This is a genomic window from Candidatus Saccharibacteria bacterium oral taxon 488 (assembly GCA_013099195.1).
Taxonomy (GTDB): Bacteria; Patescibacteriota; Saccharimonadia; order Saccharimonadales; family Saccharimonadaceae; genus Nanosynbacter.
The window spans coordinates 15,769-30,894 of record CP039999.1; the positions used below are offsets into that span (position 1 = coordinate 15,769).

General features: G+C 51.2%; 16 protein-coding genes, 5 tRNA genes and 1 pseudogene. 9 read left to right on the forward strand and 13 right to left on the reverse strand.

What is annotated here, in order from left to right; translation table 11 throughout:
* Positions 1 to 1,005: 1,005 nt before the first annotated feature.
* The 3 genes and pseudogenes from FBF28_00060 to FBF28_00070 form a co-directional block, all read right to left on the reverse strand.
* Positions 1,006 to 1,275 (reverse strand): annotated as a pseudogene (locus FBF28_00060) (hypothetical protein).
* Positions 1,276 to 3,013: 1,738 nt separating this feature from the next.
* Positions 3,014 to 3,934, reverse strand: a complete 921-nt coding sequence (locus FBF28_00065) for a hypothetical protein (GenBank protein ID QJU07981.1) — start codon at positions 3,932 to 3,934, stop codon at positions 3,014 to 3,016.
* Positions 3,935 to 4,138: 204 nt separating this feature from the next.
* Positions 4,139 to 4,216: transfer RNA gene (locus FBF28_00070), tRNA-Asp, on the reverse strand.
* Positions 4,217 to 4,314: 98 nt separating this feature from the next.
* Here FBF28_00070 and FBF28_00075 point away from each other — a divergent pair.
* The 6 genes from FBF28_00075 to FBF28_00100 are packed head-to-tail and all read left to right on the forward strand — an operon-like array spanning position 4,315 to position 6,639.
* Complete coding sequence (locus FBF28_00075) at positions 4,315 to 4,692, forward strand: hypothetical protein (GenBank protein ID QJU07982.1); 378 nt, start codon at positions 4,315 to 4,317, stop codon at positions 4,690 to 4,692.
* Positions 4,692 to 5,150, forward strand: coding sequence for a hypothetical protein (locus FBF28_00080; GenBank protein QJU07983.1), 459 nt, complete (start codon positions 4,692 to 4,694; stop codon positions 5,148 to 5,150). Before FBF28_00075 ends, FBF28_00080 begins: the two co-directional genes overlap by 1 nt.
* Entirely contained in the window at positions 5,147 to 5,446 is a 300-nt protein-coding gene (locus FBF28_00085) for a hypothetical protein (GenBank protein QJU07984.1), read from the forward strand. Before FBF28_00080 ends, FBF28_00085 begins: the two co-directional genes overlap by 4 nt.
* Positions 5,443 to 5,808: a hypothetical protein gene (locus tag FBF28_00090; GenBank protein ID QJU07985.1), complete on the forward strand. Its 366-nt coding sequence runs from the start codon at positions 5,443 to 5,445 to the stop codon at positions 5,806 to 5,808. Before FBF28_00085 ends, FBF28_00090 begins: the two co-directional genes overlap by 4 nt.
* Before the next feature lie 17 nt (positions 5,809 to 5,825).
* Complete coding sequence (locus FBF28_00095; GenBank protein ID QJU07986.1) at positions 5,826 to 6,200, forward strand: hypothetical protein; 375 nt, start codon at positions 5,826 to 5,828, stop codon at positions 6,198 to 6,200.
* Between the two features lie 58 nt (positions 6,201 to 6,258).
* Entirely contained in the window at positions 6,259 to 6,639 is a 381-nt protein-coding gene (locus FBF28_00100; GenBank protein ID QJU07987.1) for a hypothetical protein, read from the forward strand.
* 118 nt (positions 6,640 to 6,757) lie between these two features.
* On the opposite strand, the gene FBF28_00105 is transcribed toward FBF28_00100, so the two are convergent.
* Positions 6,758 to 7,246, reverse strand: a complete 489-nt coding sequence (locus tag FBF28_00105) for an Hsp20/alpha crystallin family protein (GenBank protein ID QJU07988.1) — start codon at positions 7,244 to 7,246, stop codon at positions 6,758 to 6,760.
* A 95-nt stretch (positions 7,247 to 7,341) separates the two neighbouring features.
* On the opposite strand from FBF28_00105, the gene FBF28_00110 reads away from it, so the two are divergent.
* Positions 7,342 to 8,106: a ComF family protein gene (locus FBF28_00110; GenBank protein QJU07989.1), complete on the forward strand. Its 765-nt coding sequence runs from the start codon at positions 7,342 to 7,344 to the stop codon at positions 8,104 to 8,106.
* Here the strand turns inward: FBF28_00110 and FBF28_00115 are convergent.
* The 7 genes from FBF28_00115 to FBF28_00145 all read right to left on the reverse strand — a co-directional run bounded on the left by FBF28_00115 (position 8,039) and on the right by FBF28_00145 (position 10,735).
* Positions 8,039 to 8,491, reverse strand: coding sequence for a 23S rRNA (pseudouridine(1915)-N(3))-methyltransferase RlmH (locus FBF28_00115; protein QJU07990.1), 453 nt, complete (start codon positions 8,489 to 8,491; stop codon positions 8,039 to 8,041). The genes FBF28_00110 and FBF28_00115 overlap by 68 nt on opposite strands.
* Positions 8,488 to 9,360: a hypothetical protein gene (locus FBF28_00120; GenBank protein QJU07991.1), complete on the reverse strand. Its 873-nt coding sequence runs from the start codon at positions 9,358 to 9,360 to the stop codon at positions 8,488 to 8,490. Before FBF28_00120 ends, FBF28_00115 begins: the two co-directional genes overlap by 4 nt.
* Before the next feature lie 11 nt (positions 9,361 to 9,371).
* Positions 9,372 to 9,461: transfer RNA gene (locus tag FBF28_00125), tRNA-Ser, on the reverse strand.
* A 23-nt stretch (positions 9,462 to 9,484) separates the two neighbouring features.
* Positions 9,485 to 9,572, reverse strand: a tRNA-Ser gene (locus FBF28_00130).
* 9 nt (positions 9,573 to 9,581) lie between these two features.
* Positions 9,582 to 9,658: transfer RNA gene (locus FBF28_00135), tRNA-Arg, on the reverse strand.
* A gap of 107 nt (positions 9,659 to 9,765) precedes the next feature.
* Positions 9,766 to 10,296, reverse strand: coding sequence for a hypothetical protein (locus tag FBF28_00140; GenBank protein ID QJU07992.1), 531 nt, complete (start codon positions 10,294 to 10,296; stop codon positions 9,766 to 9,768).
* Between the two features lie 31 nt (positions 10,297 to 10,327).
* Complete coding sequence (locus FBF28_00145) at positions 10,328 to 10,735, reverse strand: hypothetical protein (protein ID QJU07993.1); 408 nt, start codon at positions 10,733 to 10,735, stop codon at positions 10,328 to 10,330.
* Between the two features lie 108 nt (positions 10,736 to 10,843).
* On the opposite strand from FBF28_00145, the gene FBF28_00150 reads away from it, so the two are divergent.
* Together FBF28_00150 and FBF28_00155 are read left to right on the forward strand one after the other, a co-directional pair.
* Positions 10,844 to 10,936, forward strand: a tRNA-Ser gene (locus FBF28_00150).
* A 195-nt stretch (positions 10,937 to 11,131) separates the two neighbouring features.
* A complete protein-coding gene (locus FBF28_00155) occupies positions 11,132 to 11,485 on the forward strand; it encodes a hypothetical protein (GenBank protein ID QJU07994.1) in 354 nt (117 codons plus the stop codon).
* Here the strand turns inward: FBF28_00155 and FBF28_00160 are convergent.
* Both FBF28_00160 and FBF28_00165 read right to left on the reverse strand, forming a co-directional pair.
* On the reverse strand, positions 11,472 to 14,027 hold the full coding sequence (locus FBF28_00160; protein QJU07995.1) for a valine--tRNA ligase: 2,556 nt from the start codon (positions 14,025 to 14,027) through the stop codon (positions 11,472 to 11,474). The genes FBF28_00155 and FBF28_00160 overlap by 14 nt on opposite strands.
* Positions 14,028 to 14,197: 170 nt before the next feature.
* On the reverse strand, positions 14,198 to 15,121 hold the full coding sequence (locus tag FBF28_00165) for a peptidoglycan bridge formation glycyltransferase FemA/FemB family protein (GenBank protein QJU07996.1): 924 nt from the start codon (positions 15,119 to 15,121) through the stop codon (positions 14,198 to 14,200).
* Positions 15,122 to 15,126: the final 5 nt, after the last annotated feature.

Below are 15,126 nucleotides of genomic sequence, written 5' to 3' on the forward strand. Positions count from 1 at the left end.
TCTATCACTGTTTCGTATATTTTCAAGCTCTTTGCGCGCACTACCTGATATCGAGGTATTAATACGTTTATTGTCAAGCACTGAGGCTGCCCTCTCGGCGGAGACACCGACCATTTTATGGTCGCCCTTGGTGAATTCAGTTTCACCAGCGATCTTAATTGCACTGGATGTCTGTCGTGCCAATTTTTCATCACTTAATCCGCTGACTCCCTTGGCGGTCAGTTCGGCCATTTGTTGCTGGCTAAAGCTGACCGAGGTTGCTCCGTCCTGTTCCATCTGGTCGATAGCCGTTCTACCCATTTCAAACAGACCGGCATGGTCATCTTTCATTCTGGTAAGGGTTTCTGCCATGCGGCGGTTGCTGATGGTTCCACCACCCTGGAGATACTCGTACATTTGTTCGGCACCGCGCTTACCAGTTGACTCTAATTTCTTAAAGGCAACATGTTTAAGTATCTCATTGTCCCCGGCGTTTCTCAGTGCAGCGGCCGCATCACCATTGAATTGGTAGGCAAGTAGATCTTCTGCTGCCTCGAGCTCTTCTTTGTCCACGGCATCTTGACCCGCGGCTGCACTCCGGATGCCGTAATTTACGTCTTTGCCCGCTCCGAGGAATTTATTATTTGCCAACCTGCTCCTGTTGAATTTCTCATTAAGCCCAGACATTCGATTTCTCCATATGTGATCCATAAGTCCGCTACCCTTCCAGGCCCCGGCTCGCATGAGCTGTTTGCGGCGTGCTACTTGCTTCTTGCGAAAGTCTTGCATCTGACCAAGTCGTGAATTGGCATACCTATCCTTTGCCCAGTTTTTGGCGCCGCCACCGAGACTACCGCCAGCGTTGTTGATGTGCTGACCGATCGCCCCAGCAACGTCGATAGCTTTCTTGAGGACACTCCACACGGCGATGAGTGGCAGGACTTTGATTAGCTCACCGACAATCTGCATGACCATATTATCGGCATCTGTAGCTCCCGCTTTAACAATTGATCCTGCCAAGATACCACCGCCGAATAGCAATCCAACGATTGGAAAGACCATGAGTAGCCCCACAAAGGTTGAGCGCCATTTACTAAAGAATTTTTCGGTATTCGGCAATAGAAAGGCAACAAAAGCCAGCGGTGAAATAACGATAAGGATGACGATGAGTGCCTTGCGGGCGATCAATAGGGCGGCAATAGTCACCATTACGACCAGTCCGGAAACAAGCGCTCCGATTAGAACCGCAAGAGCGAGAACTGCGGCCGTAGCCCCAGCGAGGACAGTTAATGCTATGCCTCCCCAGGTTTCGCCTCCCTGTCCTGACTTTAGGACACTATTAGCAGCACTAATACCGTCACCGATACCACCCAGGCCTGCTCGCAGGCCGTAGCCAAGGATATTAGATAAGTCAACGGCAATTTGACAGATGTAAATTGATAAGTTCACCAAGATTGCGGCGATGATGAGCCGTGGCAGCATCTTTTTGATGCCGTAGTTTGAGATGCCAAAGCCAGTGAGCTGAGATATGATAATTGCCAGGAACATGATGATAAATGCACCATTGGCAATGTTGCGCATGATCCCCCAAGCTGCCTGTACCTCACCCCCAGAAGCAAGGCCCGGCTCAATCTTTAGGAAGTTGTCGGCGATCATGGCGAAAGCCGCGTCTGCTATACGTGCCATAAAATTAATCACCGGGCAGACGAGCCAGCCGAGTTCCTTAACGGCGCAGTCGGGTCTGTCGTCATTACCATTATCGCTTTGACCGGATGGGGTGTCGGCGGTTATATTAGAAAGAGAGCTTTTTATGTCGTCTTCAGAATACCCTGATTGTTTTTTCAGACAATCAACATATTCACTAGAGTTTGCCACGTTGCCACTTGATGGCATCTTATCCTTACAGGCGTTCATCCAGCTGTCAACCTGGCTTTCGCAAATTTGTTGTGCAGGCCCTCCGCCTCGTGACTGGACACACCTCTTTATGAGGGCGCTACGGATAGCTTTACGGGTATTTTCAGTAGAGTCGGTTTTTGCTGATTTTGCGGCTGCTTCAGCGTTGTTTGATGCCCACTGTGCAATCTCCGCACATGACATCTCTGTTTTTGCACCACCAGAAGGACCATAAGGCGAGTCAGCTCCATGAAACATACGAACTCTTTTACCTGCATCCGGGAGATAAAAATATCCATAAGCTGCCGTACTGTCAGTTAAAGCAACCGCTATTTTTTTATTGCGCTGATCGGCCTTTATGTCATTACTTGCGGCGTCATCCCCGCTATCATATCCTCGCCACTCGGCCTTACAACCAGCGTTTTGGGCCGACAAGAGTGCTGCCATCGCCGTGGAATAATTAACCAATGCCGAGTCGAATTTTAGGCTTTTACCAGCCTTTTTTTCAAGAACCTGAATTGCGTACGTGCCCCTGTCCCTTGGTATATTCCACCTACCACCGCTGTACTCGCCCTTGGTTATATTGCTAATACAGTCAAGGCCGGCGTCATCTCGCCACTCACCCTTTAGCGCGCAGAACATGTCGGTAAAAGAACTGTAGCCAAATGTATCTCGTGTGGCGGACACTAGTTCTTTACAGCTAAACTGCCCATCGTCACCGTCAGCAACTGGACCGACGGTAGTGACAGTAGTGAAGCTGCCGCCCCAATCGCCGCTGGCGATTCTTGCTGGAGTGAGTCCGCCATCAAATCCTTGACGATGACTAATACAGTTGCTCATGGCCAACGCGAGAGAGCGCTGTTTGACTTGAGTGAGGTATGGCGAATAATCAAGGCGCGCCCGAGCCGCGTTAGCGGTCGGCGACAGCGCGAAAAACGTCATGAGCATCGGAACGACTAATAGTGCGGCAAGTCCGATTAGAATGGCGCGAATACGTTTATGCGAGGTTTTCTTTTGCGCAAGCATTATGTGTAATATAGTATCATGCTTATGCTATAATTTCAAAAGAGAAACCCCGAGTGGCCTCTCTTTTTGAGGTATTATTTATTATTTACTGTGGCGATGCGGCTATGTCTCTTAATTAATCGAGGGTAGACTTAAGGTCGCTAACCTCGTTGTCAACGATTCGCCACAATCCATTGTCTATCACAACCCTCCAGGCCATACCAAGAATTGTGCCGGTGGTTTCTGCCTCGGTAAAAATCTGGAGCCCTTCCGTTGGTAGTGATTTGCCAGTCTTTGTATCCACAACGGGTTTGGCACTACAAAACCTTGGCTTAAGGATCGGAAACATATTTGAGCCGGGCACCTTATGTTTGTAGCTCGATTTTTCTTTCTCGTCCTTAGCTTCTAGAAGTGTCGCTATGGCCTTTTTGCCGTCGTACTCTGGGCCTGGTATCTTTCCATTGCGCAACATATCGTTTAGGACGGATATTCTTAACTCAGGATTGCCATAGATTGCCGCAGATGCTACATATCTTGCAAAGTTAGGGTCCCACGGACCAACATCGAAAGCCGCGACCACAGGAAGAAATAGCTTGCCCGCGACCTCTTCGGGGGAATCTGTTGGTGATGCGGGTATTCCGTAAAATTCACCAGGTTTAACCCCCGTTGATGGATTATATAAACTATTGTTTGGGTTATGTATGATTCCCCACGCCTCTGCAAGAAGAAACTCTTCCTTGCATGGTAACAAGCGCTCTTCGTCCGTAAGCCTAGCAAACCCTTCGGGGGTTATGTCCGCATACTTTTTTCTAGTTTGCTTATATCTTTCCTCGGCCAAGTCTTTTGGATCAATAGTCTCAGTTGATGATGGTTGGGCGGATGGTGACTCTGATGGTGAAGCGCTTTGTGTAGAGTAGTCTGGGGGAACGGCTATTCGATCTCCTTTACCACAACCGGCAAGCAGCATAGTTGCTCCGCCAACCAGTCCGGCCAACACCTTGCGACGAGATAAGCTTTTTTCTAATGAACTACTTGGGTCATGGTTGTGTCCTGCCATAACGCTTGGAGTCCTTTCTCTGGCCGGCGGCCAGTCATACGAATGGTTTTTAATCCATCTCAGAGTAGATGATCTAAACTCTGAATCTGAATAGTGTCATTGTAACACATTCTGTAAATTTAGCAATACCCTAAGTAATAAATTAAATGAAAACAGCCCCTATCTCACAAGAAATGGGCTGCTAGGTAACAATAGTGCTAATTCTGGCGCGCCCGACCGGATTCGAACCGGCGATCTCCTCCGTGACAGGGAGGCGTGATAGGCCAACTTCACTACGGGCGCATAACTTTCCGTATGATAGCAAACTTTTATGGCTTTTTCAAGAAATCGTTTGCATTTTTCCTGTCACTATTTTACAATTTAGGGTAAGAGATTCGTATATGACAAAAAGAAATATTTTTATCATCGCTATCTTTCTCGCAACCATTATCTGTGGCGTCGTGCTGTCTGGTATGCCTGCGTTCGCTGATATTGAATGCGGCGGCGCAAAGACCTCAATCATTAACTGTGGCGGTGCGACTGGCGATACTGCTATTCTCGGTATCATCAAAATGGTTATCCAGATCATGACTGCTGGTATCGGCATCTTGGCGGTCGGTACGGTGATATACGGCGGTATTCTCTATTCTGCGTCTGGCGGTAGTCCGGACAATATCAAAAAGGCCAAAGAGCTCTGGGTCAACACCGCCATCGGCCTCATCATATTCGCGTTTTTTGTAGCCATCACTAATTTCCTGATTCCTGGGGGGGTGTTCTGATGAAGCATATTGTGATCGCGCTGGGGCTGATGATCGCGGGGTCACTGATGCTGTCGGTGATTCAAGCAACGCCGGCCAGCGCAGCTTGTGGCGGCAACATCTTGACGCTCAAGCCGTGGTACGATGGGCTGACCAAGTCGGATTGTAATCTCAAAGCGATCGTCGACAATAACGATAAGCGCGCCCAAAACGACCCGGGTAATTACGCCACGCTCAACGGCTTTATCTGGCGGGCGATACTGAATGTTGTCGAGGATCTGTTGCAGCTGGCGGGCTTTGTGACGGTCGGCTTTGTGATATACGGCGGCTTTTTGTACTTGACGAGCAATGGTGAGCCGGGACAGATGGCCAATGGCATGAAAACGGTGATTAATGCGGCGATCGGCCTAGTGATCGCTATCGCCTCGGTGGCACTGGTGAATGTTGTGGCTGACGGATTGGGGTTGCCACGGTCATGATGCGATTTGTAGCCGGTGTATTGGGGTCGCCAGATTCGCTGGGCATTCCGACGAACAGTGCTTCAGCGGATGCACTGGGTAACATTCTCAATACGGTGTATTTCTTTGCCGGGGCGATCGCGATTTTGATGTTGGTGCTGGCCGGTATCAATTACGCCAATTCGGGCGGCGACACTAACAAGCTTACCAAGGCGAAAAATACCATCCTCGGTACCGTTATCGGCATTATTATCATTCTCTCCGCATTTCTCATAACTAACTTTGTCATCAGTGGCATGAAAGGATCGGCAATATGAAAAAACTCACAGTCATTATCGGTGTGATAGCGGCGCTCGTCGCCCCACTAGTGGTGGCATCAAGTGTATCCGCCCAGAGTGTCGACATTTACGGTGCCTGCTCGGGCTCCAGTGGTGAAGTCTGTAAAAACCGTGGCGCAACGGTGCAGCCGCTGTTTAAGAATCTCATCAATGCTATCTTGCTCATCCTCGGCGCCATTTCTGTCATCATGATCATCATCGGTGGCTTTCAGTATGTGACCTCGGCTGGCGACTCTAACAAGGTCAAGACTGCCAAGTCGACCATCATGTATGCGGTAATCGGTGTTGCTGTAGCGCTTCTATCGTATGCCATTGTTGATTTTGTGTTTGGCAAAATATAAGAAAAAAGGAGAAATGTATGAAACGATATAGAAAAACCCTAGTAGCCGCCGTTTTGTCATTAGCAGTTGCTGTCGTGGCCGTCGTCATGCCGATCGCCCTGCCGTCCGCGTCGGCCCAATTTAAGAGCGGTTTGGATGCAGCTCGAACGGATGAGATGAGCACGAAGCCTATCGGCACCACCATTGGCGAGGTGGTTAATATCTTTCTCTACTTTGTCGGTGCGGTGGCGGTTATTGTTGTGATCTGGGGTGGCTTTCAGTACATTACCTCGTCAGGCGATAGCCAAAAAGCAACCACTGCCAAAAACACCATCATGTACGCGGTGATTGGTATCGTCGTCGTGGTCATGTCGTATGCTATTGTTAACTGGGTCTTTGGCTTGTTTAAGTAGCTAAATGATGATAGAATAACAGCTGAAACCATATCAAATAATAAACGAGGAATAAAGAATGAACAAGTTAAAACTCATTGTTGTCGGCGTTGTGGCCACTCTGGCATTGGCATTTGCAACGGTCCCAATAGCTCATGCAGACTACAACCTGGATAAGGGTATCAGTGACTCAAAGGGTGACCGGGTTGCCGAGAAGGTCGATGATCCACAGCAGCTGGTCAAGGGTATCGTCAACGGTATTCTCTACTTCGTCGGTATCTTGTCAGTGATTATGTTGATCTGGGGCGGTATCCTTTACACGACTTCATCTGGTGACTCGAATAAGGTGACTACTGCCAAAAACACCATCATGTACGCGGTGATTGGTCTGGTGGTGGCGATCTTTGCCTATGCGATCGTTAACTTCGTCCTCACAACATCACGCGGCGTGAGTTCATAAGACGGCTTACTTTACGAGACAAAATTACACCCTCGTTTATGGCGAGGGTGTTTTATTCTGGTTGTCCGGCGGCGTCAAATACGACGACTACGACACCAACGGGTTTGACGAAGGACTACTACAAGACCTGGATCTTCTTGGCACGTTCTTGTTTAATTTTCTCGAAAGTGATGGTGAGCACGCCGTCTTTGAGTTCGGCCTTGACGCCTTCTTCGTTGACCGCGACGGGTAGCGCCAGGGTGCGGCTAAACTCACCCCAGTAGCATTCTTGGATGTGCCAGTTCTTGACGTCGGTCTCGTCACCGCTTGATAGGGTGCCGCTGATCGTGAGGATGCCGTCGGAGATGCTAACGTCTAGGTCGTTACGATCAACACCAGCGGTTCGGGCTTTGATAATAAGTTCGGTTTCTGATTCAAATACATCGACCGCTAGCTGCCCCATCAAATCATCGGCCTCATCCTCCCAGTCATCCTCAGGAGTGGGCGCTGCGGTAGCCGGTGCTGCTGCGGGTGCGGCTGGTTGCGGCGCGTCATTAGCCAGATCATCATTCAAGAAAGCTGCGGTTAGCTCATCTTCGATTAACAAATCGTCGTTTCTGCGTGCCATGTTTCCTCCGCCTTTATAGGCTGATTGACAATATCATCTATTAGTATAACGGTTATGTGCGCTATAATCAAGAGTGAAAGGCGAAAAAGCGAAAAATGCCTATTGATACGTTATTATCATATATCGCGCCGCATTATTGTTATGGTTGCGATGCAACTGGCTCGCTTTTGTGTCGGTTGTGTCTTGCGGCAGAAAAGCGGAGCCGCTATCAGGTCTGTGTGATTTGTGGACAGCCGTGCGCTAATGGCAATGCCTGTCGGCGACATGCCCTGCCCTACGAAGCGCTCGACTGTGTGTTGTGGCGGCGAGGTGCGGTGGCGCGGTTGATTGATGATTATAAGTTCCATCGCGTGCGTGCCGCCAGTGGGGTGTTGGCTAGGATCCTAGACGAATTGCTCCCAGAATACGACGCCTCGACGGTGGTTGTATCGGTGCCGACAGCTCCTGCCAATATTCGTAAGCGCGGCTATGATCATATGTTGCTGGTTGCTCGGCAATTTGCCCGGCGGCGGGGACTGAGGGTCGAGCGACCCTTGGTCAGACAGACGAATGTGACGCAGCATTATGCTCGCTCGGCGGCTGAGCGTCGAAAGCAGGCGCAGCAGTTTTTCCGCATGCGCAGTGCTCGGGCCGATGTTCCCTATCTGATTTTGGATGATATTTTCACCACTGGCTCAACGATTACAGCGGCAGCCCAAACGCTACGAGCGGCTGGTGCGCGGGACATTCGCGTGGGGATTATTGCTCGCCAGGGGAACAATAAAAAGGCTACTGTAAAAACGCCGCCACATCCTAGTCGTGATGATACGAACCGCCCCGAGCGATCTCTTGGGCGCGGTACAGCTGCTCGGCGAGCATGAGCCGTACCAACTGGTGTGGAAACACCAGGCGTGATAGCGACCAAACGATGTCGGCTCGCCGGTGAAGCGTCTCGGTAACGCCATAGGCCCCGCCAATGATAATGACGATGTGCTGATCGGTGTGATCAAGAATGAGCCGCGATAGTTCTGGCGAGCTCAGGTTGCGGCCGCGCTCGTCGAGAAGGATGATGAAATCGTGCGGCTTGAGGCGAGACATCAGGCGCTCTGACTCATCCTGGCGCGCTCTGTCGCCGATTTGGCCGGAATGTGGGATGATGATCATTTCTGCGACAAATGGCGCTCTGAGGCGCTCTAAAAAGCGCTTAATGCCTGGTTCCACCCAGGGCTCGTGCCGCTTGCCGATGGTGAGAATAGTAATTTTCATGTGCGGGCTTTCGGTGGGGCGTTATTATCATGCAAGATGGCTTCGGCGGTTGCCTTGGCGATTTGGTGATGGATATAAGCGGTCGGATGACCGACGTCATCACCCGTGGCTACCACACCAAGACCAAACGTGGCGCAAGCATCAACGTTCTTTGGCGGCTCGACCAAGGTGATCCGCGGTTCATGCATACTGGCCACAACGTCGCGGATAGCTTGATTGACCGTCTCGATAAAGCTGGCGACAAAGTGGTCGGTATCGTTATTGATAATCGTTGGACAGATGTCGCGTGGCTGAATGGGCGTGGTGTAGAGATTGATGTATAGCTGGGCGTTGGGGGCATGTTCAAGAATGGCGCGGTAGGCTTGCTCGAGCGACTGACGATATTCGTCTGAGTACAGTCGGCGAAAGACATCGATATACATCTCGCTGCGCGTACCACATCGTCCGTGCAGACAGGCGTCGAACACTACGTTGAGATCAACCATATTGGCGCCAAGCGACAGTGTGACGATATCGGTTTCGGGGCTAAGGGCGTTGATTTGCGGTGGCTGGTCGTCAAACTGCTGGTCGGAGATATGCTCTGGCCCGGCGCCACGACAGGCCACGAGGGTAATGTTACCCGGGGGAATGCCAGACGCTTCGAGTTGCCGCGCATAAGCTTCTGGTGAGCGCCGGCACTCTGTTGTTGTGTCGTCGTAATTTCCTAGCCCTGCCCCGCTGGCGACTGAATCGCCCATGCCAACGACGTAAGTGTGCTTTGCTTGCTCGGGCGAGATGATCGGGCGGCTGGACGCTGATAGCGCTAATGAAGTGAGGGCCGCTATCGTAGCGACCCCCCGTTTGGCTAATGTTTCTAATCTTTCTCCCATGATATCGTGTCTGGCGGAAGGGGAGGGATTCGAACCCTCGGTACGTGTTAGCGCACGCCGGTTTTCAAGACCGGTACCTTCAACCACTCGGTCACCCTTCCAATTAATCGTAGCGACTGGATTCTGGCGGAGAGAGAGGGATTCGAACCCTCGATGAGTTGCCCCATACCGCTTTTCGAGAGCGGCCAGTTCAACCACTCCTGCACCTCTCCAAATAAAAATGGTACACCCGGCACGATTCGAACGTACGACCTTTGGCTCCGCAAGCCAACGCTCTATCCAGCTGAGCTACGGGTGCATACAGCCTTTCGGAAATCCGATTGGCTATAACAAAAATATAAAGAACTTTCAATGCCAGCGGCAATGAACTTTTGTATTCTAGCACACCTGTTAACTCGGGGCAAGCTATAGCCTGATGATCCGAATGAGCTTCTCCAGCGCATCTGGCGCGATTTCTTGCATCGGTAGTCGTGCCCCCAGCATGTCGACGATGGTCTCGCCCTCGGCCTCAGAAAAATAGATGGTCAGTGCCGGTGAGAACCGCTTGACCGGCAGTAAAATTGCCGAGTGCTGATCGCCGTCTTGCCCCAGCCCAAAGGCTCGAAATTCACTAAAATCATACAAGCGGTCGGCGACGTAAACCCCCTTGGGACTGATGGCGTAATTGACCATCACTGATGGCTTGGATCGAAGTAGTACGAGCGCCACCGCCATAATCGGCAGCAAAATCGCGAATGTCCAGCTATTAAAAACAAAGATCGCCAGCGCCATCAGGGCAAGCACTACGAAACCAACAGCAATATACCAGCCAGTCGTGCGGTGGGCCTGCACGCCCTCGGGAGCTTGCCAGGCGATGGGCTGCGATAAGTCAGTCATCGGCTGGGCCGCGTCTTGTTGGGTGTTTTCGGTGTCGGTTGCGTGTGGCTGCTCTTCCATATGTCTAGTATACCACGAGCGGTATGATCTGCTATACGTCGGTAGAATTACCGCCAAGACCAATTACGGTATTGAGGACAAATTGAATGATGGCGTAAGCAAATAGGGCGACGAGCAGACCAATGACGGCATAGAGAATGGTGTTCTTTGCCGAGGTGACGGCGTCTTTGTTGCCGCTAGAGACAACGTAGCGAAAACCACCAAAAATCAGCATCACCACAGCGAGGATACCGATGAAATAGAGCATGATGTTGATAATTTTTTTCACCAACGAGCTGTCACCGTTAGTTAAGTTGGTTGGCACGCCGTCGCCACGCGCATCATTGATGCCACGAGTGACGCCGCCCTCGCCGAGCGCGAACGCTGGAGTGCTCAAAACTACCGTGCCGACACCGATGGTCAGCATGATGCTAACGATACCTGCGAAAAACCTCTTCATGCGCGTTATTATCCTCTCTCTTAGGTTTATTGTCAAGTTTTGCGGCCCGCCTGCTAGCCGCAGGGCTAGCCAGACCACTGCTTCTATGATACACTATTTTTGGCTCATGGAGGAGTACCCAAGTGGCTGAAGGGGACGGTTTGCTAAATCGTTAGTACGGGGAGACCTGTAGCGGGAGTTCGAATCTCCCCTCCTCCGCCAGAGTTATGCCGCTCTCGTCTCGGTTTATCCGGGACTTATTTTATTGTTTTGTTTAGTACGCGGAGTGGGTATCGAATAGAATTTTGGGCCGATGGCACCATCTAAATCAGGAAATATTATTGACAAATTAAAAACCTTATGCTATTATCCTAACATTGCTATGGCCAGATCCATACAGATAAACATAAAAAGAATATGAAATATTTATCACACATTATTACTACTACCACGATGGCACTGGGCCTGTCGACCAGCCTCGGCGTGTTTCTACACGATACGAATATTGATAAAGCGATTGTTTCTGCTTGGCAACTCATGAGTGATGCGCGCCAGGTTGATGACGACCATCACAGCAAGCCGCATTCCTCACCGCACACTCACTCTGACCATCATGATTTTTCAGGGGTGCTAAAGGACGGACAAACTCATCCGCGGACGACGCCGCGCAGCGCTGATCGCAAACACCTACACACCAAGCTTGTCAGTCGTGGTGGCGATGGTGACATTGATGGGCATCGACTGATAGTCGATCCGATTAGCGTGAGCTGATGACTTCGAGCTCGCCGATGAAGCGCTGGATGAGCTTTTCTTGCTCGGCCAGCTGCTGGCGAGTTTCCTCGACGAGATGGGCTGGCGCCTTTTCAACATAAGTTGGATTATCCAGCCGTGCTTGGAGGTTTGACAGGGTTCGCCGCGCTTCACCTAGCCGCACTTCCAGATCGGTCTGGTGCTGATAGAGTGTCTCCTCGTCAATATCCAACCACGCTTCCCTGTTTGCCGCCGCCAACCTAAGGCCTCGCGGTTGATCGGTGTGTGCAATTGACTCCAGGCGCATGAGGTGTTTAATGGTGTCTTGATTATCAGCGATGAGGCTGTCATTACCGTATAGTAGTCGATATTTCTTATTACCTGGCAGTTCAGCGATCACCCAGCGGCCTTCCGCGACCAGCGTCTTCAGCTGTTCAAACTGCTCGGCGGCGATAGGGTCGAACTTTTCTGGGGTCGGCCAGTGGTCGCGCATCAAGATACCGTCGGTGTAATTAAGCGTCTGCCAAATAGTTTCAGTAACGAATGGCGCGAACGGATGAGCGATTTTCAGGCTGGTTGCCAGCGCCCATGACAGTAATGGGCGATTGATAGCAGTTTTTGATGACTCGATGTACCAATCAGCTAGGTCGTCCCAAATAGCGTGATAGACCGTATCCGCGGCTTCAGAAAAGCGGTACTGCTCCAGGCGGACGGCGACGTTATTGGCGGCGTCATTCAGTTGGCGGATAATCCAGTGATCGGCCGGCGTCTGCGGCTCCAGGTCAACGATTTGATGTTCATCGCCGATTTGCGCCTCGACGAAACGAGCGATATTCCACAGCTTATTACAGAAATTGCGAGCAGCGATGACCGCGCCCTTGTTAAATGCCTGGTGCTGTGCCGGCGCGCGGCCAGCGATGATGCCCATGCGAGTGGCGTCCGAGCCAAATTCTGACACTAGCTCCATTGGATTTATGACATTGCCCTTGGATTTGGACATTTTTTGATTATGTTCGTCGTTGACCATACCGTGCAGATAAACATCCTTGAACGGTAGTTTGCCGGTGCGGTACAGGCTAAGCATAATCATGCGTGCTACCCACGCCCGCATAATGTCCATACCAGTTTCCATCAGGCTGGTTGGGAAATATTTGGCTAGTTCCCCGCCGTTTAGGTAATCGGTAACGATGTACGGCCACTGGCCAGATGAGAACCAGGTATCAAAAGTGTCCTCTTCTCTGACATATGTTGTACCATTTACAACTATCTTTCGTTCGTCAGTACGAATGTTAAATATCCAGTCGCGTGGGTCGCTTTCATTGACGAATGCGGGAATCGGGATACCCCATGGGATTTGCCGGGAGATATTCCAGTCTTTCAGTTGTTTAAGATAAGCGATGAGTTCTTTGCGTTTGGCAGCTGGATAAAAGGTAATCTCTTCCCTCTCTAAGGCTTCAATGGCTGGTTGAGCCAACGGCTGCATTTTAATAAACCACTGCTCCTTAACCATCGGCTCAATCACGCTGCCGCATTTGTAACAATGTCCGACGGCATGTTCAATGTCTGTTTCGCCGCGGCGCAGCTCTAGCGACTCCAAAGCCGCCAACACGCGGGTGCGGGCTTCTGCCGGCGTCAGGCCTAGGAATTGCGGCGGTACGTTGACCATCTTGCCTTCTTGGCTGATGATTTGTTTGAGCGGCAGATGGTGGCGCTGGGCCATTTCGAAGTCGTTCGGGTCGTGCGCTGGCGTAATTTTCACTGCGCCAGTACCATAGTTCATATCGACGTACTCGTCGGCGATGATTGGGATTTCCTCGTCGGTGATTGGCAATAAAATTCGCGTACCGATGAGGTGTTTGTAGCGCTCGTCATCCGGGTGGACAGCCACTGCCACGTCGCCTAGCATGGTCTCCGGCCGCGTGGTGGCGACTACGATTTCGCCGATTTTATCCAGCGTCGGGTAAGCGATTTGCCACAACTTCCCCTTTTCATTTTTATGCTCAACTTCAATGTCGGCGAAGCTGGTTTGGTGTTTGGTGCAATAATTAACGATCCGCTCACCGCGATATACCAGACCATCATCCCACAGCTTTTTGAAGGTCTCGTACACTGTAGCGATGACTTTATCGTCCAGCGTAAAGGTCAAATGCCGCCAAGAAGCGCTGACGCCCAGAGCCCGCAGCTGCAACTCCATGTTGCCGCGTTTTTCTTCAACAAATTGCCAAACCTGGTCGTACAGTTGTTCACGTGAAAAGTCAAAACGGCTTTTTCCCTGTTTTGCCAGTTCTTTTTCATAAACTACCCATGTCTCAAAGCCAGCATGATCTGCCCCAGGAATAAATACCGCGTCGTCGCCCTTCATGCGGTGATAGCGGATCATAATATCCTTCAAATTCATGTCTAGGGCATGGCCAATGTGCAAGTTACCATTAGCGTTGGGCGGCGGCATGACGATGGAGTACGGTTTGCCAGTGCCAGTCGGCTCTAATGCACCGCTAGTTTCCCACATGGCGTAAATGTTTGGTTCGTAATCGTTTGGGGTGTATTGTTTGGCTAATTGCATGAATAATTCCTACTTTTCACGTGAAAAGCGAGCATCGCTACCGTCAAGATTTTTCACGTGAAAACTCAGACAATAGGCGTAAATGATCTCTCCACGCGGTTATATTACCAAGCCAATTATACCACAGAAAAAGGGGCGGCAAAACCGCGGACGATGCCTGGCTGGGGGTGTTAACGCAGCGTTTGGTAGGCGCGGTACAGCCAGTAGCGGCAGCGCTGTAATGGCAAATCCCAAGCCCCGGCAAAGGTGACGTCATGTCCGCCAAATGAGCGTTTGAACTTGGTGAAGCCAGCCCACGGATGGTTTTTGTCGGCACCGTCGGGGGCGATGCCGTAGAGGTCAGCTTTGGTTAATCCGCGCTGCTGAGCGTCAATAATTGCCTCGGCCAGTAGGGCAGTGCCAGCGTTAAGTTTGCGGTGAGCTGGGTCTGATGAGGCGCCAGCGTGGGCGTAATATAGCGTGTCGCTGCTGTGGTAAAACAGGGCAGCGGCGATGGGCTGATCATCAAGCGCGGCGTAATACAGCGTGGCTGCGCCGAGCGGGAAGAGAGTGGCGGCTTGCTGGCGGAAATAACTATCGGGGTGTGGTGTGATGCCGCGCTGCTGAGCGACCTCGTGGACAAATTTTAGCAAGATATCAATGTCATGCGGGTCGGTCGAGCGGTGGACAGAGACGCCTTTTTTATGATAATTGCGGTACACATTACGAACTGGCTGTGCCATATGGGCGATCAGCTGGTCTTGCGGCTGGGTCAGGTCGATGACGTGCGAGTGCTCGGGCTGGAGCTTTTGGTAGGTGACCTTTTTCCAGCCGTGAGTTTGCAGATGGGCGGTAAAGTCGAGGTTGGTTGGCTCAACGCGCAGGAAAGTAACGCGGTGTGTTTTACCAAGCTGAGCTAGGGAATCAAGGGCTGCTGCGAGCGAATGCTCGTCATTGGCAGTAGGACCGTATGGGCAATACAGGCGGGAATTGCCAGTGCTGCGCTCTAAAATAGCCAAGTATTCCCAGTCCGGGCCGCTATCGCGAAAGGTGGTGCGCCCGAGCGACCCTTGAAAGGCTTGCCAGGCGGTTGATTGTAAAAAATGTTGGTTCATGTTGT